The organism is Pseudomonas grimontii, assembly GCF_007858185.1.
Taxonomy (GTDB): domain Bacteria; phylum Pseudomonadota; class Gammaproteobacteria; order Pseudomonadales; family Pseudomonadaceae; genus Aquipseudomonas; species Aquipseudomonas grimontii.
The window spans coordinates 146,057-168,548 of sequence record NZ_VFES01000003.1 but is presented as its reverse complement, the minus strand read 5'-3'; the positions used below and the strand labels follow the sequence as shown (position 1 = coordinate 168,548).

The window sequence follows — 22,492 nt, the reverse complement described above, 5'->3', positions numbered from 1 at the left end:
GCCCACTAGCGGTGAGGGGCCCGGCCCCTCATCGAAACCCGTAATCCGCCACAATCCCGACAAAAATCGCCAACCCGGCCCAGTGGTTGTGCAAAAACGCCTTGAAGCACTTCATCCGGTCCCTGTCGCGGGTGTACCAGAACTCCCAGGCAAAACAGCCGGCCGCCGCCAGTAACCCCAGGTGGAACCAACCCCCCAGCTCAAACCTTGCGCCGGCCAGCAACAGGCACAGCAGCGCCAGGCCTTGCAGGGTAAGGATGATCACCCGGTCGGCATCGCCGAACAGAATGGCAGTGGACTTGACGCCGATCTTCAAGTCGTCGTCGCGGTCGGTCATTGCGTAATAGGTGTCGTAGCCCACCGTCCACAGCAGGTTGGCTATATACAGCAGCCAGGCGGTGGCGGGCAGGTGGCCGGTTTCGGCGGTGAACGCCATCGGCATGCCCCAGGAAAACGCCGCGCCCAGCACCACCTGCGGATAATAGGTGTAGCGCTTCATGAACGGGTAGCTGACCGCCAGTGCCAGGCCGCCCAGCGATAACCAAATGGTGGTGGCGTTGGTCAGCAGTACCAGCAGGAAGCTGATCAGCATCAGTACCGCAAAGAACACCAAGGCCTCTTTTGAACTGATCTTGCCGCTGGCCAGCGGGCGTTGCGCGGTGCGTTTCACATGGCCGTCGACCTTGCGGTCCGCCCAGTCATTGATGACGCAACCGGCTGCGCGAGTCAGCGTAACGCCCAGCACGAAAATCACGATGTTGGCCAGGGACGGCGAGCCCTTGCCGGCGATCCACAGCGCCCACAGCGTCGGCCACAGCAGCAGGTAGATGCCGATGGGCTTGTCCATGCGGGTCAACTGAATGAAATCCCAGGCCCTGGGGTTCAGGCGGTTCAAGGATTTGAGCAGACGTTGATACATCAGCAGTTCTCCGGATGGTCATGCAGCGCGTGCCAGAAGCTCGGCAGGAAGACTTCCGCCACCAGCACGCTCAGCGGCCCGCGATCAAAGCGTGAGCGGCGTGCCCACAGCCCGTCGGCCTGGTCCGTGGTGGGCAGCCATTGGCGAGGGTAATGGCACACCTCGATGGCCTGGCGGATGAACGCCCGGTCGCAAAACAGCAATTCGCCCAGGGAACGGCTGCCCAATTCGTCCATATGCAAGCCGTCGCCCTGCAATGCACTGCGCGCCGCCACACTGCGGGCAAACACCCACGGTTGGCCGTGCCCACGCAAATACACCTCGCGCACCCAACCGACACTGGCCGCAGGCATGTGCAGCGCCGCGCATTCATCATCGCGCAGTGGCTGCCAGCCCTCGAACAGTGGCGTCACGCTGAAACCGTCGTTGGACAGCCACGTCAGCCGGCGGGTCAGCGAGCCTTCGTCGAACAGCCAGTTGAGGGTCAAGGGCGCGGGCGCAGGGATCAGAAGGCTCTGGGTCAGCCATTGGCAAACATCGGGAAGGGCGATTGAGTGCGGCACGGTGAGTCAGTATTGGCAGCAAAAGAGGCGGCGAGCTTACCATGGCGTCCTGATCTTTTGCCGGGCTGAGCCGGCGCCTTGCGTCGATCGAGCTTGCATCTGCCGGCCCCGATCAGTACAAAACGCCCTGAGCCGTGCGGCAACGCTGGATCCATCGACCGCCGGCCAACCTGCCTGGACCCTGAGGAAGCAAGTAAATGAAGAAGTGGCAATGTGTAGTCTGCGGCCTGATCTATGACGAAAAAGACGGCTGGCCGGATGATGGTATCGCTCCGGGCACCCTGTGGCAGGACGTACCGGAAGACTGGCTGTGCCCGGACTGCGGCGTCGGCAAGATGGATTTCGAAATGATCGAAATCGGCTAATTTTCAGTTTCAGAACCGTACTACAAGGAGAAAGGAATGAACGCACCTGTCGTGATCATCGGCACAGGATTGGCCGGCTACAACGTGGCCCGGGAGTTTCGCAAGCTCGACAGCGAGACCCCATTGCTGCTGATCACCGCGGATGACGGGCGCTCCTACTCCAAACCCATGCTTTCCACCGGCTTTGGCAAGAACAAGGAAGCCGATGGCCTGAGCATGGCCGAACCCGGTGCCATGGCCGAGCAACTCAAGGCCGAAGTGCGCACCCACACCCGCGTCAGCGGGATCGACCCAGGCCACAAGCGCCTGTGGATCGGTGAAGAAGCGGTGGCTTATCGTGATCTGGTCCTGGCCTGGGGCGCAGAAACCGTGCGCGTACCGGTCGAGGGCGATGCTGCTGAGCTGGTTTTCCCGATCAATGACCTCGAAGATTACGCCCGCTTTCGCGCCGCCGCTGCCGGCAAGCGCCGCGTGCTGCTGCTCGGCGCCGGCCTGATCGGCTGCGAATTTGCCAATGACCTGATCCTCGGCGGCTATGAGATCGACCTGGTGGCGCCGTGCGAGCAAGTCATGCCGACCCTGCTGCACCCGGCGGCGGCCGCAGCGGTACAGGCAGGCCTGGAAGGGCTGGGGGCGCGATTCCACCTGGGCCCGGTGCTCAACCGCCTGCAACGCACCGTTGACGGCCTGGAAGCGCACCTGTCGGACGGTGAAGTGGTCCACTGCGACCTGTTGGTCTCGGCCATCGGCCTGCGCCCGCGTGTCGACCTGGCCGCCGCCGCCGGCCTGCAGACCAATCGCGGGATCATGGTGGACCGCCACCTCAAGACCTCCCACGCCAATATCTACGCCCTGGGCGACTGCGCCGAAGTCGACGGCCTGAACCTTCTGTACGTCATGCCCCTGATGACGTGCGCCCGCGCCCTGGCCCAGACCCTGGCCGGCAACGCCACGGCCGTCAGCTACGGGCCGATGCCGGTTACCGTGAAAACGCCGGTCTGCCCGCTGGTGGTCTCCCCGCCGCCACGGGGCACCGAAGGTGTGTGGAGCGTCGAAGGGCAGGGCGCCGACATCAAGGCCCTGTGCCGCGACGCCAGCGGCCGCCTGCTGGGTTACGCGCTGACCGGCAGCGCGGTGATGGAAAAACTCGCCCTCAACAAAGAACTTCCGCCGTTGCTGGCGTAAATACCGGTCGTTCTGTCGGAATAAGCACATTTTTTACCCTAGAAAGGTCGCCGCGAGACTGGCGGAGCGTGCGAGGGCATGCCATCCTCACTCCCGTCTGCCGCAGAGTAGAGCCTGCGGCGCTTTGGGCGCTGCTCCACAGACGAGCAGCACGGACATAACAACAAAAAACCGTCAAAGAGGCTTCACATATGCGTAAACCAGAACTCGCAGCCGCCATCGCTGAAAAAGCGGATCTCACCAAAGAACAGGCTAACCGCGTCCTCAACGCCGTTCTCGAAGAAATCACCGGCGCCCTGCACCGCAAGGACAGCGTCACCCTGGTTGGTTTCGGCACCTTCCTGCAACGCCACCGTGGCGCCCGCACCGGCAAAAACCCGCAAACCGGTGAGCCTGTGAAAATCAAGGCGAGCAACACCGTTGCGTTCAAGCCGGGCAAGTCGCTCAAAGACAGCGTCAACCCGTAATGGCGGTACCGTCTCGAAGGGAGGCGGGGCGGTAAGAAGAATGGGCACGCCGACTGGGTTGGGTGTCCATTTTTTTAGCGGGTTGCGCGGCCCACCGGTGTCAGCTCGCCGGCCTTACGACGTTTCTATCTCGCTGGAAAAGTCAAAGCCAGTCAGTCCCGCTTCTTCAACTCGACGTTTAAACGCAGACGTCACGAATACTCGAGTGAAATCCTCTTCGATCGAAAACAGATAGTCATCCTTGATATGCGCCGAAATCAGCACAACACGCTCAATCAATAAACCTTTTTTTGCCACGCGGTATATTGATCGCTCTTTATCGAAGCAACCGGTCAGGGTATTTGTAGGGTAGTAACCGAAAAATTGCTTTTTCTGGCTGTCTGTTTTCACTGGCAGAACTTGCCCGCGAGGTTTGAGTATGTCGCCCAGTACATCCAAGGCAGGCTCACTGATAACAAAAAAGGGCCTCAGGGCACCACTTATATCGAACTGATAGTTTTTTTTCCCGGAGTCACTTTTTCTAAGTTCGAGTGAAATAGGTGAAGGTGGTTTTGCGAAAGCCTGCCAGTTCTGATCCATGGCAAGGGCCATGATGCTGTCTTCATCGTCATCCATAGTCTGGATAAATGAACTGTGGTCTCGGACGTTGGATTTCAATAAATAGATACTACTCATGGTCCACCCAATATAGTTTTCCAGTCGGCGTCTCTGCTGGCTGAAGACAGTTTGTCCTTCATGCTCTTCAATTCGGCAAGCACCTCTTTTTTGCCTCCGGCTTTACTGGCGGCAATGATGCGGCTGTTGACGGTGTCGAGGTAGTCGTTAGGGTGTCTGCCATTGTGCAATATGCCAGGCATGCCATTGGTGTTGTTTTTGTTCGGTAAGAACACACCGTTCTCAGCGCTGTTGATATCTATTTTGTGCTTTTTAAGAATTTTCCTGGCAGCCGCTGAACCTTTTGAGGTTTCACCCACAATGTGGTGCGCTGCGGAATTCGGAGGTCTGGGCAGCCCTGTCTTCTTTTTCATTGCAGCTGCCAGCTGACACCCTGTCAGGCCTAAGGGGTCGATATAGGAAACAGGATTCGGTGAATACTGGTAGAGGTTCAGTCCGCCCATGAGTCCAATGGGATCTGGAGTGGTAAACCGCCCCACGTCTGGATCGTAAAATCTGAACGTGTTGTAGTGAAGTCCGGTTTCCCGGTCTAGGTATTGCCCCTGGAACCTGAGGTTCTGCTCTTCGATGAAGTAGGCTTCGCGGTTCTCAAGCACCGTGTTGCCCCAGACCTGGTAGCGGGCTTGCCAGACAGAGTGCCCGTCAGGCTCCGTCAATTGTTCCGGCAATCCATTCAAGTCGTTGTGGTAGTAACGGACCTTTTGCTGCTCTTTGGATCCATCCACGCGAGCTAGTGGCTCGTAACCCTCATCGACATACAGGTACAGGCTAGTCTGCTGATGCCTGTGCTCCTGTATCAGATGCAGGCCATCCCAGACGAACCGCGTTTGATCGATCGGATACCCTCGTGGGTCATGTACCCTTTTTTCGATGCGACGGCCCAAAGGGTCGTAGAGCATCGACACTACTGTTTCAGCGCTGCCGCTTTGATTGTGAACCTCAATCAAGCGGTGTTCTGCATCGTATTTGAAACGCTGGAGCATTCGACTTCCGCTTCGCTTTTCTGCCATCCGACCGAACGCGTCGTAGCGGTAGCGCTTGTCCTGATACGTCAATACCTTGTTGTGCACCACCAGGCCAGCGCCAGCGTGTGTGCTTGAAAGCAGGTTTGCTGCCGCATCATAGGCGAATGTTTCATGTTGCCCCTGCCCGCTATCCTGGCTCGCAACAATTCTGCCCGTGGCGTCGTAGTGAAGAAGCTGTCGAGACTGGCGGGTCGGGTTTTCATCCAGGCGACCAATCAGGTTATTGCCCGGATCATACTCAAATTGGCGACGTGTGGTGCCCGAGGCAAGCTTGGGCTGGTCGGCCAGGCGCCTCACCCGTGAGCGGATACGACCGCTGCGATCATATTCGCTGCGGGTGAAGACCTGGCCTTGGGTACGCAGTACTTCTCGATGCAAGCGGTCTCGCTCGAAATCACTGATCACCTGCCCATCCAAGTTGACTTGATGGAGGTGACCGCTTCCGTAGTACAGGCGGTTCACCCAGCGGCCGTCGGGTAGTTGGGTTTGGATCAAATTACCGAGCTCATCGTAATGATGCTGCAGTTTTCCTGTATCACTCTGCTCCCCGATGAGTTGCCCCAGCGGGTCATACCTAAAAGCGAGCTTTTGTTGCCGCCCCTGGTTGTCGGTAAACGTGATGGCCGTAAGTTGATCCAGCGGATCGTGGGTGTATTCTGTTTTGCCGTCTGCGGTGATCTTCGCCGTCAGGCGGCCTGCTCTGTCGCGTTCCAGGTAATGATCAATCGGTGCTACGGGCGCCGTCGGGACGATGTCCAGGCCAGTCCCGAAGGGTGCGGGAATACTGGACGCCAGGATGACGTTGTCGAGCTTGTCGTAGGTGTAGCGCTTGGCGCTGCCATCGAGATCTTGCTGCTCTATCAGCCGGTTTCCGGCATCCCAGGCAAACCGATAGCTTTCGCCATTCTCATTCGTCAGTGCGTGCAGGCGACCATAGTTGTCGTAACTGAATCGCACTTGCCGACCATGGGCGTCTGTGCGCAGACGGATCTGTCCCCGTCGGTTGTGCTGATAGTGAGTAGTGTGCCCTGCGAGGTCCGTATAGGCGGTCAATTGTCCGCTCGAGTCACGCCCAAAATGTTCCGTTCGACCATCGGGTAATTGAGTGCTGATTAATCGGCCTTGAGGGTCATAGCTAAACTTCGTGCGCTCTCCAAGTGCGTCTGTGATGGTTTGCAGATAGCCACGGCGGTCGTAGTTCAGACGTGTTGGATACCCGGAACAATCTATATGTTCAGCCAGTTGGCCGAGTGGGTTCCAGCGCAGCGTTTTGCTTTTTCCGGTGGCATCGATGATTGCGATGACTTGGCCGTTTACGTCGTACTGGTATCGGGTGACATGTCCAAGAGGATCGGTTTCGCATATGCAATTACCGCGGCTATCGTAGCGATATTGCCAACTGCTCCCTGCCGCATCCGTCTCGATCAGTGGCAGTGACCAATGCTCAAGCCAAATGGTCGAGTCGGCGCGACCCAAGGGGTCCCGGGTGCTAATCAGGTTACCCGACTCGTCATAGGCGTATTGGTATTGACCACCTAGCGGGTCAGTTGCACCGAGCAATTGGCGCTCATCGTTCCACTCGAAAAACCAGGTCTGGTCAAGGTTGTCGGTGTATTCGGTGATTTGGTGCAGCGCATCCCACTTGCGAACGCTGACGCGCTGCAGGTTATCGGTAATACGCGTGATGCCAGCAGTCAAGTCGTAGTCAAACTGATACTCGTCACCTTCCTCGGTCCAGTGCTTGATGACCCGCCACTCGAGGTTGTCGATGAGTGCCCATTTATAGAAGCATCTAAGGCCCGCCGGGAGCTGGTGCTCCACCATTCGCCTCCCTGCGTCGTAAGAAAAGCGTCGGCGCACTTCGCCGGCACTGTCTCTGACTTCAATCAGGTCGCCGTTTGCGTCATAGCCATAAGTGACCAACACTTCACGGCTTTGGTCGGGGTAAATCCGTTCGACCTGTATCAGCCTGCCCAATCTACAGGTAAGTTCGATCTGTACGCGATCAAAGGAGTTGCGCAGTTTCCAAAGTTGCCCATCATCGCCGTAATCCAGATAGATACGGTTGTTATTGCGATCCCCCAGTTGACTCAGTCGAAGCAAGGAGGATGACGCCGGAGCCGGTTCAAACAGGCGGTACAAGCCCTCCATGCTTTCGATCAGCAACTGACCATTAAGATGGCGACGTATGCTCAAGCCTTCTCCAGGACTGAACATCGCAGCACCCAGGCTCAGTGAACCCAAGTTGATGCGTCTTCCCTGCTCATCGGTGTAGACCAGTTGATCGCCACCTTCGTGATGTGGCTGGATTTCAACATCCACTTCATAGGAAACACTCCATCCTGCCCCCAATAGACCGTCACGACGCTCATCGCGGCTGTTGTAGAAGCGCTGCCAGTCGATAGGCAGCAATCCTGGTAAAGCAAAGTCCATTTCGTTGCTGTCACCCAGCACTTTTGCTCCGGTGGCGGCGTGCACGGGGTTGGGTGAGCCGAGTGCAGCATTGGTCATTGCGCCAATGGCTTGGCTCACAGCGTAAGAGCTGACGCCGCCCAGCAACATGCACGGCAAATTACTCAGCGTTTTGCCCTTGGCGCCTTTGAGCATCATCAACGCTTCAATCGCCAGCCCCACACCGGGGGTTTTCCCGCTGCGAATCTCCTGTACCACCACCGTACCGCCGCCAATCGTGACATTCGGTGAGATCAGCCCCGACGACACCACCGTCGCATCGCACATGCTGCGGTCACCACTGCGCACTGCGGGCTGGCCGTTGATTGTGACCTTATCCGAACCTTCGGCAAGGAGCTGAGGCGGCATTGGCGGATGACGGGCGCACAGGACCATATCGGTGAGGGCTGGAACGACACCAGGCGCGGGCGTGGCGACGGTCGGCCGCCATAGCTGCGAGAAGAAGCCCTCGGCCATATCCAGGAAGCCAGGCTCGGCTTGTGGCGCGGTGTCGGGTTCCGGCGGCGGGGGTTCAAGCTCCGTGCCTGCGGGCGCCACATGCGAGGGAATGGAGCCGGCCGCACGCGCAGCGGGGATGCCGTTGACGAAAGTGTCGGTCGAGCCCACCGCAATCGTGGCTTCCACCACCGGTGGAAACAGCGCGTTGGCGAAACTCTCGCACATTTTGCTGAGGCCCTTGTCGGCCCCCGTCTTGCTCATGGCCATGCCGACGACAATGCCGACCACCGCGCCGAGGATGCAGCCACCAATGCCGGCAGTAGCGACCGTCACACCAATCGCAGCCGCCACCGCAGCGGTCGCTAGCGCAGTAATCGCCACGTTGGCCGCCACCTCCAGCACACCGCCAAGGATGTCGGCCATCATGGAGGTGTGGGTCAGCGCATCGCCCATCCGGGCAGCCCATAACGCGTCAGACATGCGCGGTGCTCAGGGACGTGTTGAGTCTATTAGGACTTTCCATAGTCAGTCAGCTGCCCTCGTTTGGTTAAGGCATGCTCATCAACGCTGTTCTCATGGGTGGATCCTCAAGGCAGTCGACAGGCCGTACGTTGTCTTTGGCACAACCTGTCTTAGCCGTAGAAGTAATCGAAGAAGCGTTCGAAGTTCTCCTCACCTAGCAACGGGCTCACTTCCTTGGTCAGCAATTTTACAAACTTGGGGGAAAGCTCGTCGTCATCGTTGTAAATGTCAAAGATGTCGAATTTTCCATGAACAATTTCGATAGTTTTGGCGAATGCCAAGAGGAAATCAGCCAGGGAATCGGCAATCTTGAACGGCTCGACGACATCGTAGCTCGCCCACACTGGAGTCCCGGGAGTGTCCGTGACGGCGATCATCGGTTTTCCGCCGCCAATATCATCCATGAAAACCAGATACTGGGCAGGCCAATTCCCATTTACCTGGGTCTTGTTCGAATCGCCATCCCATTTATAGCCAACTTGGCCGTCTTCCAAAGCGCTCAAATTGAAGAAGCAGATCGGCGTCAAACCGGTTTCAACTTCAACATCAACTGGCTCACAGTTATCGTAGAAATAGTCGGTCTCTGCCGAGCGCGGTAACGTCTGCGGCCATTTTGTGTTGGCATGGCTGCTTTTTTCGAAGCTGCCTTCGATATCGAATTTTTTGTGGACGCGGCGCAGCTCTTTAAATGCGTTGTCAAGGGCGCTCATGTTCTTCTCCAATGGAAATTATTTACCGCAGCCGGCTTTTCTGCCGGGTGTTCTAAGACGGTCGATCAATCGGCCTTTGCCTGAGTTGGCATAATTCTTTCGGTGCCCTTGAGGGCTGTTCAAATGTTCATCCACACCACTTGGGTGTTTCGAGTTTTGCAAGAAAACAATGTTCCTCGGGTCACCTTTCCAGGCCTTGCCCAGGGCGCCATTACCTTCGACGCTGTTGATATGGTGACCGGTGTAACCTGCTTTGGACATCTTAGAGTTCAGGCGAGCGTTGCTCTTTGTATTCTTGATCAGCTCGCGTTCTTCATCTGTCCAGTTTCGTGAGCCGCCACCGCGTAGAACCAGATCCCGTTCTTCGCCCCATGCTCTATTGATTGCCGTACCGCGGCCACCCGCTTTCGGGGTGACAGACGCCTTGGGTTTGTAACGTATCAAATCCTCAGGATTCAAGCCGTAGGGGTCGATCCAGGTCAGCGGATTTGTTGAATACAGGTAAAGGTTCAGGCCCCCTGCGAGGCCGATAGGATCGGGTGTAGTGAAGCGGCCGATATCCGGATCGTAGAAACGGAATATGTTGTGATGCAAGCCGGTTTCACGATCCAGGTACTGGCCCTGAAACCTCAGGTTTTGTTCTTCGATGTAGTAGGGTTCACGGATTTCTTGAACCGTATTTCCCCAGATTTGATAGCTGGCTTGCCAGACGGTCTGGCCTTCAGCTTCCGAGAGCAGTTCGGGCAGGCCGTTGAGGTCATTGTGGTAATAGCGAACTTTCTGCTGGGTACCACTGCCATCAACGCGAGCGAGAGGTTCGTGACTGTCGTCCCCGTATATGTAAAGGCTGGTCTGGGCGTGCTTGTGTTCTTGCAGCAGGCGCAGTCCATCCCAGGTAAAGCGGGTTTCGCTCAACAAATAGCCATTCCCGTCGTAGGTCGCCTTGGCAGTTCTTCGTCCTATAGGGTCGTAGGTCATTTTTACGACAGACCGCTGCCCGCCGTGCTCATTGTGGACCTCAATCAAGCGATGTTCGGCGTCATAGGCAAAGCGCTGGATACCGCGATTTGCGCTGCGTTTTTCGATCATTCGACCGAAACCATCATAGCGATAACGTTTGTCCTGATACGTCAGAACCTTGTTGTGCTGTACCAGCCCGGCACCGGGTTGCGGAGCATCGAGAAGGTTCGCCGCTGCATCATAGGAATAGGTTTCGCGTTGGCCTACGAGATTGTCTTGACTGGCGATCACCCGGTCGGTTGCATCGTAGTGCAGCAGTTGCCTGCGTTGGCCGCTCGGCGTCTGCTCGAGCTTGCCAATCAGGTTGTCGCTGGGGTCATACTCGAAATGCTTTTGTACCGCAGCAGGAAATACCGATGCCCGAGCGATCTGGCCTCGTTCGCGGGAGCGCAATCGCCCACAACGGTCATAGTGATGACGCGTGCTGAGATGTCCCTGGGTACGCATTACTTCGCGGTGCAGGCGGTCGCGCTCGAAGTCGCTGATAACCCGACCGTCGAGATTTATTTGATGGAGGTGCCCACTGCCGTAGTGCAAGCGGTTGAGCCAGCGCCCGTCGGGCAGGCGAGTCTGGCTCAGGTTGCCGAGCTCGTCATAGTTATGTTGCAGGGTGCCAGTCGCGCTTTTCTCTTCGATCAGTTGACCAACGCTGTCGTAGTCAAAGTTGATTGCTTGTTGCCTGCCGGCATGGTCGGTAAATGTGACGGCCTTGAGTTGATCCAGCGAGTCGTAGGTGTATTCCGTTCGTCCATCATCAGTGATCTTGACCCGCAGGCGGCCAACAGCGTCGCGCTCAAAGCAATGCACGATGGGTGCTTCGGGAGTTACAGGGACTGAGGCCATTCCGCTGCCCAAAGGGGCAGGAATAGCTTCCATCCGCTTGATGTTGTTCAGTGCGTCGTAATGATAGCGGCGCACGCTATCGTCCAGGTCCTGCTGTTCAGCCACGCGGTCATTGGCGTCCCAGGCGAAACGGTACCGCTCACCGTTTTCGTTGCATAGAGTTCTAAGACGACCATAGCTGTCGTATTCAAAGTTGACTTGGCGGCCATGCGCATCAAGCCGCTGGCTGACCTGTCCCTGGCGATTGCGTTGATAGTAGGTAGAGTGCCCGGAGAAATCGGTATGCGCGATCAATTGACCGCTAGTGTCGCGTTGAAAGTGTTCAATGCGCCCATCAGGCAACTGAGTACTCAGCAACAGACCCCTTGGATCGTAAACAAAGGTTGTGCGCTCACCCAATGCATCGGTGACAGCCTGCAAATAGCCTCTTTCGTCATACTTGAAACGTGTCGGGTAACCTGAGCAGTCAATATGCTCAATGAGTTGGCCGAATGGGTTCCAGCGCATCCTTTTGCTTTTTCCCGCTGCGTCGATGACCTCCACCAACTGCCCGTGATCGTCATAGCGATACTGCGAAACATGACCCTGCGGGTCCGTTTCAGCAATGCAGTTACCTCGCTGGTCATAACGTAAGTGCCAGGTGTTGCCTTCGCTGTCCGTGCCAGATACTGGTAAAGCCCAATGCTCAAGCCACGTAGTGGATTCGCTGCGGCCCAGCGGGTCGGTCTCGCCGATCAGGTTACCGGCGTCGTCGTAGCTGTATGCATAGCGCCCGCCCAGCGGGTCGGTGGCGCTGAGCAATTGGCGCTCGTCGTTCCACTCGAACAGCCAGGTTTGCCCGAGGTTATCGCAGTAGCGAACGATCTGGTGCTGGGTGTTCCAGTGGCGGGTACTGACGCGTTGCAAGCCGTCGGTAATGCGCGTGATACCGGCCTGCAAGTCATAGTCGAACTGGTAGGCGTCGCCTTCGTCGGTCCAGTGCCGGACCACGCGCCATTCGGCGTCCTCAACCAAGACCCACTCGTAAAAACAGCGCAACCCGGTCGGCAACTGGTGTTCCACCATGCGCCGGCCGGCATCGTAGCTGAAGCGTCGCTGCACCTGGCCAGTGGCATCGCGGACCTCAGCCAGGTTGCCGATAGCGTCGTAGCCGTAGCTGACCAGTACTTCGCGGCGCTGATCGGGGTACAGCCGCTCGAGCCGTACCACGTGGCCTTGATCGCGGATCAACTCCACTTGCACCAGGTCGAACGTATCGCGCAGCCGGATCAGTCGCCCGGCTTCGTCGTAATCAACATGGATGCGGTTGTCGTTGCGGTCGCCGAGCTGGCTGAGGCGCAGCAACGCCGGGTTGGCAGAGGGTTCAAACAAGCGATACAACCCGTCATCGCTTTCGATCAGCAACTGCCCATTGAGGTGTCGCCGCACGGCCAGCCCTTCACCGGCGCTGAACACCGCGCCGCCCAGGGGAATACTGCCCATGTCGATAGGCCGGCCCTGTTCATCGGTGTAGACCAGCGTTTCACCGCCCTCGGGATGGGGACGAATTTCGACGCACACCTCATACGGCACGCTCCAACCCGCACCGAACAAACCGCCCGTGCGTTCGTCACGGCTGTTGTAGAAACGCTGCCAATCAATCGGCAGGATGCCAGGCAGTACGAAATCCAGCTCATCATCGCCGCCCAACACCTTGGCGCCGGTGGCCGCATGCACCGGGTTCGACGAGCCCATGGCCGCATTGGCCATCGCCCCCATCGCACTGCTCACGGCCATCGAGGTTGCGCCGCCGATCAACATGCACGGTAGCTTGCTGAAGAACTTGCCCTTACCGCCCTTGAGCATCAACAACGCCGTCACCGCCAGCCCCACACCCGGAGTCTTGCCGCTGCGAATCTCGCGCACCACCACCGACCCGCCGCCGATGGTCACGTTCGATGAAATCAATCCGGACGACACCACGGTCGCATCGCACGTACTGCGATCACCACTGCGCACCGCCGGCTGGCCGTTGATCGTGACCTTGTCCGAGCCCTCGGCAAGGAACTGCGGCGGCATAGGTGGGTGCTTCATGCACACCACCAGGTCCAGCGGCTTGGGCACGGCGCCAGGAGCGGGGGTTGCAACTGTAGGGCGCCACATCTGCGAGAAGAAACTCTCGGCCATGTCCAGGTAGCTGGCTTCTGGCTCAGGCTCGGGTTCTTCCAGCTCGGTGCCGGCCGGCGCGACGTGGGAACTGATCGCCCCGGCGGCACGGGCGGCGGGGATGTTGTTGGTGAGGGTGTCGGTGGAGCCCGTGAGAATGTTCGCCTGCACCGTGGGCGGGAACAGCGCATTGCTGAAACTATCGCATAAATTCGTCAGACCTTTGTCCGCGCCGGTCTTGCTCATGGCCAGGCCGACAATCGTGCCCACCACGGCGCCCAGCAGGAAGCAACCCAGCCCGCCGGTGGCCACGGTAATCCCGGTGGCGGCAACCACCGCCGCAGTCGCCACGGCGGTGATAGCGATATTGGCCGCTACCTCCAGCACACCGCCAAGGATGTCGGCCATCATCGAGGTGTGGGAGAGCGCATCGCCCATCCGGGCTGCCCATAACGCGTCAGACATGCAGGCAACTCATCAGGAAATAGCGTCAAACGACAGCGAGTTTTTAATCAGCGCCCAATGCGCTGCCTCGGCATCCCCAAGCTTCTCTGCCTTCACATAACTCAAGGCGAGCATCTTGCGTGTGCCCGGTATCACCAAAGCCAACTGGTACTGGAACACCTTGTCATTGCCCTTGTTGAACTGGCTGCGCAGCTCGATGCCTTCCACCTCTTGCGCGGCGCCCAAGCGCACATCGACACCCGGTTGGTAGCGCAAGTCCTGCACCTGTTTTTCCAGGCGCTGGAGTTGGTCGTTGAAGTTGCTGTGCAAGGTTTCGCCGTCGGCCAGCAGGCTGCGGCTGACGATCAGGGATGTGCCCAGCTCAGGGAATTTGAGGATATTGATCGTCGCGTCCTGCAGCTCGCTCGCCGGCAGTTGGAACTGGAATTCGTTGATTCGGTACGTCATGGCAAACAGGTCTCGTCAGGAGCTTTTAGGTGCGGGGAACGCGGCCTTGATATTGGCGTCGATAGCGCCTTTCTGGCCTTGGCCGTCGGGCGTGGCTCCGGGGCCGCCGCCGTTGTTCAGGTGCAGCACGCCGCCGGTGTTGAACTCGGCATCGCCGCTGGCGTAGAAGCTGATTTGCACGCCGGTGAGGTTGATCTGTCCGCTGGCGTTGAGCTCCAGGATGCTTTCGCCGCAGACCAGGCGCAGATTTTCGCCCACTTCGATGACGTAGCTCTGGCTGATGCTGTCGGTCTTTCTCTGGCCCACCGAGAGGATGTCTTCCTGCTTGACGATGCGCAGGCGGTTGTTGCCGATGGTCACCGTTTCGTTGTGGCCGATGCTCTTATTCCGGTCATGCCCCACCGAATGGCTCTCATCCACCTCCACCACAATGTCCTGGTTACGCTCGGCGTGGATATACAACTGCTCCAGCCCCTTCTTGTCCTCCATGCGGATTTCATTGAAGTTGGCCGGCGTGCCGCCCTTGCTCGAGCGACTCTTCATGCCGCTCTGGGTCGCGTTTTCCGGCAGGTCGTACGGCACCGTCTGCTCGGCGTTGTACACCCGCCCGGTAATGATCGGGCGGTCCGGATCACCTTCAAGAAAGCTCACGATCACTTCCTGGCCAATCCGTGGAATCTGCATCGAGCCCCAGTTCTTGCCGGCCCAGGATTGCGATACACGAATCCAGCACGAACTGTTTTCGTTGGATTGGTCGTGGCGGTCCCAGTAGAAGTGCACCTTCACGCGGCCGTACTGGTCGGTCCAGATTTCCTCGCCTTTGGGGCCGACCACCAGCGCGGTCTGCGGGCCTTTGACGATGGGGCGATAGGTGCTCGCCAAGGGGCGGAAGCTTTGCTGGGCGTCGATGCAGGTCAGGCTGCTTTCGAACTGCGCCGAGCCTGAGCCACCACCGCTTTCCAGGCTTTCCTGGACGATGTAGTAGCGGCAGCCGACGATCAGGTATTCGCGGTTCTGGTCCTGGCGGCTGAAGCCGGTGAGGCTGAACAGGTGGCCGGAGCCGAGGCCGCGGGCGTTGCCGCTGAACTCGATCTGTTCATGCAGGGTTTGCAGGGCTTCGATGCGGGTGCGCGCGTAGTGCTCACCGTCGGCGCTTTGCACGTAGGTGCCAGGGTAGTCGTACAGCGGGTAGTCGCCGGCGGTGTGCGGGCGCGGCATGGCCGAGCGCACGTCGATGCTCGCGCTGGGGCGCTGGAAGTCGTAGTCGTTGAGCTCCAGCGAACCCGGTTGAACCTCCTGCGCCAGCTGCCAGTTGTGCATGTGGTCGCGTTCGCGCTGCTGCTCGTCCTTGGGGTAATACGGGATCGACGCATAGCCCGGTACCGTGGTGTGGGCGCCATAGGCGTCGGCCAGCACCAGCACATGGCGGTCCTGTTCGTGGCGGAAGAAGTAGTAAATACCTTCCTGTTCCATCAGGCGGCTGACGAAATCGAAGCTGGTCTCGCGGTACTGCACGCAGTATTCCCACTCGCGATACGGCCGGCTCAGGGCGTCTTCGAAGTCGGAGAAGCCCAGGTCGCGAAAGACCTGCTTGATGATCTGCGGGATGCTCAGGTTCTGGAAAATCCGGCAATCGGACGTTCGGGTGAGCAGCCACAGCCAAGGGCGAAGCGTCACTTGGTAACTGGCGAACTGGCCCTGGTCGATGTTCTGGCTGCACCGCGCGACGATGCCGTGGAAATGCCGCTCGCCACCGTCCGCCAGTTGCAGGCTCACGCTCATCGGCTTGCCCAGCAACTGGTTGAGGTCGATGTTGGCGTCCAGGGACGTCAGTTGCAGCTCATAGTTGAACAGGCGGCCCAGCTCTTCGCCGCCGCCCATTTCATTGAGCAGCAGCACATCCGGCCCGAGGGGGCTGGTGATCTTGGCCAGGCGTGAGGCTTGGTTGAATAGCATCGGGCGTCTCGAAAATGACTAAATAACTGAAGAAACTGAGTTCAAATATGGGAGGGGGCTTGCCCCCAATAGCAGTGTGTCAGTTGATGTATCAGGCGACTGATTCACCGCCATCGGGGGCAAGCCCCCTCCCACATTTGCATTGCATTCCAACAGTCGTTATTCGGCGTCGCTGAAGTCGTAATGCAGCTCGTTATCCCGGCTGCTGATGCGCACACCCGCCAATGCCTTGCCTTCGAGCATGCGCGTGAGGAATTCACGGCTCATGTCCGGCAGCAGGCTGTTGGTGAGGATGGTGTCGATCATGCGCCCGCCGCTTTCGGTTTCGGTGCAGCGCGAGACGATCAGGTCGACCACCGCGTCGTCGTAGTCGAAGGCGACCTTGTGCGTATTCTCCACGCGCTTCTTGATGCGGTTGAGTTGCAGGCGGGTGATCGCCTTGAGCATCTCGTCGCTCAGCGGGTAGTAGGGGATCGTCACCAGGCGGCCGAGCAAGGCTGGTGGGAAGATTTCCAGCAGCGGCTGGCGCAGGGCCTTGGCGATTTCTTCCGGTTCAGGGATATTCGCCGGGTCTTTGCAGACCCGGGAAATCAGCTCGGTACCGGCGTTGGTGGTCAGCAGGATCAAGGTGTTCTTGAAGTCGATCACCCGGCCTTCGCCGTCTTCCATCACGCCCTTGTCGAACACCTGGAAGAAGATTTCATGCACGTCCGGGTGGGCTTTTTCCACCTCGTCCAGCAGTACCACGCTGTAGGGTTTGCGCCGCACCGCTTCGGTCAGCACGCCGCCTTCGCCGTAGCCGATATAGCCCGGTGGTGCGCCCTTGAGGGTGGACACCGTGTGGGCTTCCTGGAACTCGCTCATGTTGATGGTGATCACGTTCTGCTCACCGCCGTACATGGCTTCGGCCAGGGCCAGGGCGGTTTCGGTCTTGCCCACCCCCGAGGTGCCGGCCAGCATGAACACACCAATCGGCTTGCTCGGGTTGTCGAGGCCGGCGCGGGAGGTCTGGATGCGCTTGGCGATCATCTGCAGGGCGTGGTCCTGGCCGATGATGCGTTTCTTCAGGTGCTGGTCGAGATTGAGCACGGTTTCCAGTTCGTTGCGGGCCATGCGGCCCACCGGGATACCGGTCCAGTCGGCGACCACCGAGGCCACGGCCTGGTAATCCACGGTCGGCAGGATCAGCGGGGTTTCGCCTTGCAGCGCGGTGAGGCGCTGTTGCAGGTCGACCAGTTTTGCACGCAGTTCATCGTTGCCACTGTCCACAACCCCGGCCTTTTCGCGCAGGGTTGCGCGGGTAGCGAGCAGCTCATCCACCAGGGTTTTCTCTTCGGCCCAGCGGCTTTCCAGGGTCGCCAGACGCTCACGTTCTGCGGCCAGCAAGGTTTCGCTGTTGCTCTGGCGCGCGCCAATCGCAATGCCGATGGCATGCTCGCGGGCGATGATTTGCAGCTCGGTTTCCAGGGCTTCGATGCGGCGGCGGCTGTCGTCCACCTCCGCCGGCACCGCGTGCAGGCTGATGGCGACGCGGGCGCAGGCGGTGTCCAGCAGGCTCACGGATTTATCCGGCAACTGGCGCGCCGGGATATAGCGATGGGACAACTTCACCGACGCTTCCAGGGCTTCGTCGAGGATCTGCACCTGGTGGTGTTTCTCCATGGTCGAGGCCACGCCGCGCATCATCAGCAGTGCTTTGTCTTCCGACGGCTCGGCAACCTGGACCACCTGGAAGCGGCGGGTCAGGGCCGGGTCTTTCTCGATGTGTTTTTTGTACTCGGCCCACGTAGTCGCGGCCACGGTACGCAGGGTGCCACGGGCCAGGGCGGGCTTGAGCAGGTTGGCCGCATCACCAGTACCGGCAGCGCCACCGGCACCCACAAGGGTGTGGGCTTCGTCGATAAACAGAATGATCGGCTTGGGCGAGGCCTGGACGTCTTCGATGACCTGGCGCAGACGCTGTTCGAACTCGCCTTTCATGCTCGCGCCGGCTTGCAGCAGGCCCACATCGAGGCTGCGCAGTTCCACATCCTTGAGTGCCGGCGGCACGTCACCGGCGACGATGCGCAGGGCAAAACCTTCGACCACGGCGGTCTTGCCGACGCCGGCTTCACCGGTGAGGATCGGGTTGTTCTGGCGGCGGCGCATGAGGATGTCCACCAGTTGGCGAATCTCTTCGTCGCGGCCCACGATCGGGTCGAGCTTGCCGCTGCGCGCTTGTTCGGTCAGGTCGACAGTGAAGCGCTTGAGCGCTTCCTGCTTGCCCATCGCACTCGGCGCCATGGCACCGCTGGCCTCGCCTGGCACCGCGCCGGCATTGAAACCATCGCTGGCAGTCAGGGCATTTTCCGGCGAGTCGCCGACGTATTCGTCAAAACGCTCGCTCAGGGCCTCGGCCTTGATCTTGTCGAACTCCGACGACAACCCCAGCAACGCATGGCGCAGGCTCGGCGTCTTGAGGATGCCCAGCACCAGGTAGCCGGTGCGCACCTGGCTTTCGCCGAACATCAGGCTGCCGTACACCCAGCCGCGTTCCACGGCTTCTTCCACGTGGGACGACAGGTCGGTGATCGACGTCGAGCCACGCGGCAGGCGGTCCAGGGCTTCGGTGAGGTCACGGGCCAGGCGCGCCGGCTCGACGTTGAACTGGCGGATGATGCGGTGCAGGTCCGAGTCCTGCAGTTGCAGCAACTGGTGGAACCAGTGAGCCAGTTCCACGTACGGGTTGCCCCGCAGCTTGCAGAACACGGTGGCGGCTTCGATGGCCTTGTAGGCCACGCTGTTGAGTTTGCCGAACAGTGCGGCGCGACTGATTTCACCCATGCTCTGGATTCCTTGAGGTGGTGGCTTGATCGGCGTAATGCCGGGCCAGGATTAGGTCGTTGGCGTCATGCTCGGGCTTGCCGAGCCAGGTGTTGAAGCCCAGGCGGAACTGGCCGTTGAGTTGCAGCGCGGGTACTTCGGGTTGTTGCAGAACCAGGTTCAAGTCCCAGTCCAATTCATGGCCCAGGTACTCGGCCACCCACGCCACCAGCTCGTTGAATGGTTGGCTGCCGGGCAGCATGCCCATGTAGTCGTCCAGCTTGAGCGGGCCCAGGCGGATACGGAATTTATGCTGGCGGTCCCACACGTGGCTGCCCAGGCAGAAGTCCACCCCCAGCTGGTTGGCGCTCACGCCCACGCGGCTGCGCTCGGGCAGTTCCAGCCATTGGCCGACGTATTCTTCGATCTCCACCGGCAGGCCGAAATACTCGCCGAGAATGGCCTTCAAACCGTCCGGGTAGCGGGTTTGTGCCGACAGGTGGCCGCTGTAATGCAGCTTCGCCGTGTCGGGGATCAATCCTTGGTTAAGCAGGCTCGGCATGCCCCGGCCACTCAAGGCGGCGAGGCGTGCAGACCAGTAGTCATCGTCCGGACGGTCGTGGCTGACCGTCGGCCGTGCCTCGGCCCAGGCCCGGTAAAACAGGCTCAGCAAACGGTGGTGGAACACGTCCAGGAACTGCTTGCTGGTGCTGTCGGCGTTGTTGCGCTGGCGCTCGCGTACGTACTCGGTGATATGCAGCGGCAACGGTCCGTTGGGGCCGCCGAGACCGAAGAAGAACTGTTCCAGCCGTGCGGGTTTGCCGTCGCCACCGGGATCGACCGAGGCCAGGGTGGCCGGGGCGAAGGTGCAATCGGCCTGTTGCCCGAGGCGCAACGGGTCATCCGCCAGGCGCAGGGAATGGCCCAGGCGCGGCAGCTCGGGCGATTCGCACTCGATACGCCGCAACGCCTGGAAGAAATCGTATTCCCAGGGCTCCAGATGCATCGCATCCAACGTACTCACAGGGTCGGACGACGCCCGGGCTTGGCTTTCCATCGCATGATCTCGCCGCGTTCGGTGGTACGGATCACCGTCTCGGTAAAACTGTTGATCGACACGTAGCGTGCCAGGAAGCGTTCCAGCACCGCACCGAGCAGGAACACGCCGGTGCCGCGAAACGCGTTTTCATCGAACTCCAAGGTAATTTCCAGGCCGCGACCAAACACAATCGGGCCGGGCATAGGCAGGCGCCGTGTGACGGCCTTGCTGCTGACGTCGCGCAAGCCTTCGATCTGCAATTGCAGCGCCGCGTCGTTACTGTCGCCGTACAGGCGCAACAGTTCGCGCAACGCCGCCGCGCCCTGGCCTTGTTCGCTCAGGGACAAATAGTTGAGCGACAACTGGCTGATCAGGCGCCAGGCCTTGGCGTCATGGGCATGGCTGGCGCGTGGACGGCTTGGCCCGGCGACGCAACGCACGGATAACACCGGCGCGCTGTCGGCCAGGGTGAAGTCGGTCTTGCCATTGCCCACGCTCATGAACAATGGCAGGTCGCGGTTGGTGCACAGCGCGGTCACGCCGAGTTGGCGCAGGTCGTGCCGGTACGGCGCCTGGCGGCTGTCGACCAGGCTGACAAAGGTTTCGCTGCCCACATAGGTGGAGCGCGGGCCGTTGCGGCGCTGGTCGCTGGACAACACCCGTGGTTCGCGGCGCACGGTGTAGTAAGCCTGGTCGCGGCCATAACGCGATGGATCGCGTACCGCATAGAACGGTAAAAATGGCTGCTCTGGCCCGGTGCCGTGGCCGGTGATGCCGCTCAACGAATGAATCTCGAAATCCATCGGCCGTGTGCGGTCGGCGATCACGTGGTGTTCGTTGACCCGGTCGGACAAGTGGATGCGGTCCACGCGTTTCGGGAACAGGTTGATCGCCGGGGTGCAGAACGGCAAAAACTGCGCTGCGCCGACGCTGCCTTCCAGGCTCGGCTCGTGACGGTCGAACAGCACGATCAGTTCCAGCTCCTGGCCGTCGCAACGTTTGACCGCTCGGCTCAGCTCGGCGAATTCGACGAACAGGAAGCGGTGGGGCAGGGCGAAGTATTCCTGCAACAGGCGATAGCCCTGGAACGCACGCGCGACGACCGGCATGGCCGCATCGGCGTCGTCGAAACCCCGCGAGCGCAGCGCGTCCTGGGGCAGGCGCTCGACCCAATCGCCACCGGGCTTGCGTGCAAACACCGCACAGGCGTTGCCCAGCAGTTGTTCGTAAAGGCGGAACGGCTGCTCATCGGCGCCACTGAGGTACAGCGGCAGGTTGTCCAGATCGAGGCGGTTGAACGGCAATTCGGCGCCGGTGCGCAGAGTCAGGCGCAAGCCGGCCTTGGCTTTCGGCTCACTGGCGGCGAGGCGCCCGAGCACGGCGGCGGGGTTGCCGAAGTACTCGGCGCTGCTGACCTGCAACGGCCACAATGTCACCGGGTGCGCGGTGCGGTACTCGCAGCAGGTCTGGGTTTCGCGGCCCAATGCGGCACGCAACACGGTGTCGCGCGGCAGCGGGAAGCCGCTGGCCAGGGAGCCTTCATCGGGGTCGGTCTGCAATTGCACCACGGTCATCGACGGCGTCGGCGCCAGGTAGTGCGGGTAAGCGATTTCCAGCAGGTTGTGGGTGAAGGTCGGGTACTCGGCGTCGAGTTTGAGCTGTACGCGGGCGGTGAGGTAGGCAAAGCCCTCAAGCAAGCGTTCGACGTACGGGTCGGCGCAGTCCATACCGGACAGGGTCAGCCGACTGGCGATCTTCGGGTATTCCTTGGCGAACTCCGCCGCGCTTTCGCGCACGTGGTGCAGTTCCTGGTTGTACAGCTCCAGCAGGCGCGGGTTCATGAGCGCCTCCGCTGGTCGGCATTCACCACGCGCACATGGCCGGATTCCAGGTCGAGGTCGGTTTGCAGCAACAGGCGCAAGGGCACCGGCTGCGCCCACAGGTCGCCTTCGATCTCGAAACTCAGCGCGTTGTGATTCATCTCGCCATGGCCGACGCGGGCTTTGACGCGCAGGGTATGGCGCAGGATGCGCGGTTCAAAGGTGGCAATCGCCTGGTAGATCAGGGCTTCCAGGGCCTTGATGTCGACGCTGGAAACGCTGTTGCCCGCCAGCGCCGGCAGGCCGTAATTGACCACCGAGGTGCCTGCCTGTGTGTGCAGCGTGGCATCGGCATCGAGCAACGACGTGGTATTGAGCAGCCACGCCAGGTCGCGCAGCACCGAGGCTTTCAATTGGGTCAGGGACAGCACGCGTTTATCGGCGCTTTCCTTGGGATTGGTTGGGTCGTCGTCGGTCAACCGGTCCAGCAGGGACGGTTGCAGGCGGTCGCGGGAAGCGATTTCAGTTACCACCAAAGCAGCTCCACGGACAATATCGAAAATGAAAGACCCGCCGTAGCAGCTGCCGAGCGAAGCGAGGCTGCGTCCGACTGC

Annotated in this window: 15 protein-coding genes; 3 read left to right on the top strand and 12 right to left on the bottom strand. The window is 60.0% G+C overall.

Annotated features, from left to right (window positions below):
• Positions 1–28: 28 nt before the first annotated feature.
• Together ubiA and FIV39_RS07390 are read right to left on the bottom strand one after the other, a co-directional pair.
• Positions 29–919 carry a 4-hydroxybenzoate octaprenyltransferase gene (gene ubiA / locus FIV39_RS07395; RefSeq protein ID WP_090401402.1) on the bottom strand — a complete coding sequence of 297 codons (891 nt, stop codon included), beginning with the start codon at positions 917–919 and terminating at the stop codon, positions 29–31.
• Entirely contained in the window at positions 919–1,482 is a 564-nt protein-coding gene (locus FIV39_RS07390) for a chorismate--pyruvate lyase family protein (RefSeq protein WP_090401403.1), read from the bottom strand. The genes ubiA and FIV39_RS07390 overlap by 1 nt, the downstream gene beginning before the upstream one ends.
• Before the next feature lie 197 nt (positions 1,483–1,679).
• On the opposite strand from FIV39_RS07390, the gene FIV39_RS07385 reads away from it, so the two are divergent.
• From FIV39_RS07385 to FIV39_RS07375, 3 genes are all read left to right on the top strand, one after another.
• Positions 1,680–1,847: a rubredoxin gene (locus FIV39_RS07385; RefSeq protein WP_003213373.1), complete on the top strand. Its 168-nt coding sequence runs from the start codon at positions 1,680–1,682 to the stop codon at positions 1,845–1,847.
• A 36-nt stretch (positions 1,848–1,883) separates the two neighbouring features.
• Positions 1,884–3,032: an NAD(P)/FAD-dependent oxidoreductase gene (locus FIV39_RS07380; RefSeq protein WP_090401404.1), complete on the top strand. Its 1,149-nt coding sequence runs from the start codon at positions 1,884–1,886 to the stop codon at positions 3,030–3,032.
• Positions 3,033–3,223: 191 nt separating this feature from the next.
• Positions 3,224–3,499, top strand: coding sequence for an HU family DNA-binding protein (locus tag FIV39_RS07375; RefSeq protein WP_003213368.1), 276 nt, complete (start codon positions 3,224–3,226; stop codon positions 3,497–3,499).
• Between the two features lie 114 nt (positions 3,500–3,613).
• Here the strand turns inward: FIV39_RS07375 and FIV39_RS07370 are convergent, their stop codons facing one another.
• The 10 genes from FIV39_RS07370 to tssE form a co-directional block, all read right to left on the bottom strand.
• A complete protein-coding gene (locus tag FIV39_RS07370) occupies positions 3,614–4,174 on the bottom strand; it encodes a hypothetical protein (RefSeq protein WP_090401405.1) in 561 nt (186 codons plus the stop codon).
• Positions 4,171–8,589 (bottom strand): RHS repeat-associated core domain-containing protein, encoded by a 4,419-nt coding sequence (locus FIV39_RS07365; RefSeq protein ID WP_090401406.1) that lies wholly within the window; start codon positions 8,587–8,589, stop codon positions 4,171–4,173. Before FIV39_RS07365 ends, FIV39_RS07370 begins: the two co-directional genes overlap by 4 nt.
• Before the next feature lie 152 nt (positions 8,590–8,741).
• The gene (locus FIV39_RS07360) at positions 8,742–9,341 is read right to left on the bottom strand and encodes a hypothetical protein (RefSeq protein ID WP_090401407.1); all 600 of its coding nucleotides are present in this window, start codon (positions 9,339–9,341) and stop codon (positions 8,742–8,744) included.
• Positions 9,342–9,359: 18 nt separating this feature from the next.
• Positions 9,360–13,814, bottom strand: a complete 4,455-nt coding sequence (locus FIV39_RS07355) for an RHS repeat-associated core domain-containing protein (protein WP_244176246.1) — start codon at positions 13,812–13,814, stop codon at positions 9,360–9,362.
• A gap of 12 nt (positions 13,815–13,826) precedes the next feature.
• Positions 13,827–14,261, bottom strand: coding sequence for a DcrB-related protein (locus FIV39_RS07350; RefSeq protein WP_090401408.1), 435 nt, complete (start codon positions 14,259–14,261; stop codon positions 13,827–13,829).
• 15 nt (positions 14,262–14,276) lie between these two features.
• Positions 14,277–16,217 carry a type VI secretion system Vgr family protein gene (locus tag FIV39_RS07345; RefSeq protein ID WP_090401409.1) on the bottom strand — a complete coding sequence of 647 codons (1,941 nt, stop codon included), beginning with the start codon at positions 16,215–16,217 and terminating at the stop codon, positions 14,277–14,279.
• 159 nt (positions 16,218–16,376) lie between these two features.
• A complete protein-coding gene (gene tssH, locus FIV39_RS07340; protein ID WP_090401410.1) occupies positions 16,377–19,040 on the bottom strand; it encodes a type VI secretion system ATPase TssH in 2,664 nt (887 codons plus the stop codon).
• The gene (gene tssG, locus FIV39_RS07335; protein ID WP_090401411.1) at positions 19,033–20,076 is read right to left on the bottom strand and encodes a type VI secretion system baseplate subunit TssG; all 1,044 of its coding nucleotides are present in this window, start codon (positions 20,074–20,076) and stop codon (positions 19,033–19,035) included. The genes tssH and tssG overlap by 8 nt, the downstream gene beginning before the upstream one ends.
• The gene (tssF, locus tag FIV39_RS07330) at positions 20,040–21,899 is read right to left on the bottom strand and encodes a type VI secretion system baseplate subunit TssF (RefSeq protein ID WP_090401412.1); all 1,860 of its coding nucleotides are present in this window, start codon (positions 21,897–21,899) and stop codon (positions 20,040–20,042) included. The genes tssG and tssF overlap by 37 nt, the downstream gene beginning before the upstream one ends.
• Positions 21,896–22,411 (bottom strand): type VI secretion system baseplate subunit TssE, encoded by a 516-nt coding sequence (gene tssE / locus FIV39_RS07325; RefSeq protein ID WP_090409834.1) that lies wholly within the window; start codon positions 22,409–22,411, stop codon positions 21,896–21,898. The genes tssF and tssE overlap by 4 nt, the downstream gene beginning before the upstream one ends.
• Positions 22,412–22,492 lie beyond the last annotated feature (81 nt).

Excerpts from the sequence above, each read along its gene's own strand:
- ubiA (WP_090401402.1), bottom strand. The coding sequence starts at position 919 with ATGTATCAACGTCTGCTCAAATCCTTGAACCGCCTGAACCCCAGGGCC.
- FIV39_RS07385 (WP_003213373.1), top strand. The coding sequence starts at position 1,680 with ATGAAGAAGTGGCAATGTGTAGTCTGCGGCCTGATCTATGACGAAAAA.
- FIV39_RS07380 (WP_090401404.1), top strand. The coding sequence starts at position 1,884 with ATGAACGCACCTGTCGTGATCATCGGCACAGGATTGGCCGGCTACAAC.
- FIV39_RS07375 (WP_003213368.1), top strand. The coding sequence starts at position 3,224 with ATGCGTAAACCAGAACTCGCAGCCGCCATCGCTGAAAAAGCGGATCTC.
- FIV39_RS07370 (WP_090401405.1), bottom strand. The coding sequence starts at position 4,174 with ATGAGTAGTATCTATTTATTGAAATCCAACGTCCGAGACCACAGTTCA.
- FIV39_RS07365 (WP_090401406.1), bottom strand. The coding sequence starts at position 8,589 with ATGTCTGACGCGTTATGGGCTGCCCGGATGGGCGATGCGCTGACCCAC.
- FIV39_RS07360 (WP_090401407.1), bottom strand. The coding sequence starts at position 9,341 with ATGAGCGCCCTTGACAACGCATTTAAAGAGCTGCGCCGCGTCCACAAA.
- FIV39_RS07355 (WP_244176246.1), bottom strand. The coding sequence starts at position 13,814 with ATGTCTGACGCGTTATGGGCAGCCCGGATGGGCGATGCGCTCTCCCAC.
- FIV39_RS07350 (WP_090401408.1), bottom strand. The coding sequence starts at position 14,261 with ATGACGTACCGAATCAACGAATTCCAGTTCCAACTGCCGGCGAGCGAG.
- FIV39_RS07345 (WP_090401409.1), bottom strand. The coding sequence starts at position 16,217 with ATGCTATTCAACCAAGCCTCACGCCTGGCCAAGATCACCAGCCCCCTC.
- tssH (WP_090401410.1), bottom strand. The coding sequence starts at position 19,040 with ATGGGTGAAATCAGTCGCGCCGCACTGTTCGGCAAACTCAACAGCGTG.
- tssG (WP_090401411.1), bottom strand. The coding sequence starts at position 20,076 with ATGGAAAGCCAAGCCCGGGCGTCGTCCGACCCTGTGAGTACGTTGGAT.
- tssF (WP_090401412.1), bottom strand. The coding sequence starts at position 21,899 with ATGAACCCGCGCCTGCTGGAGCTGTACAACCAGGAACTGCACCACGTG.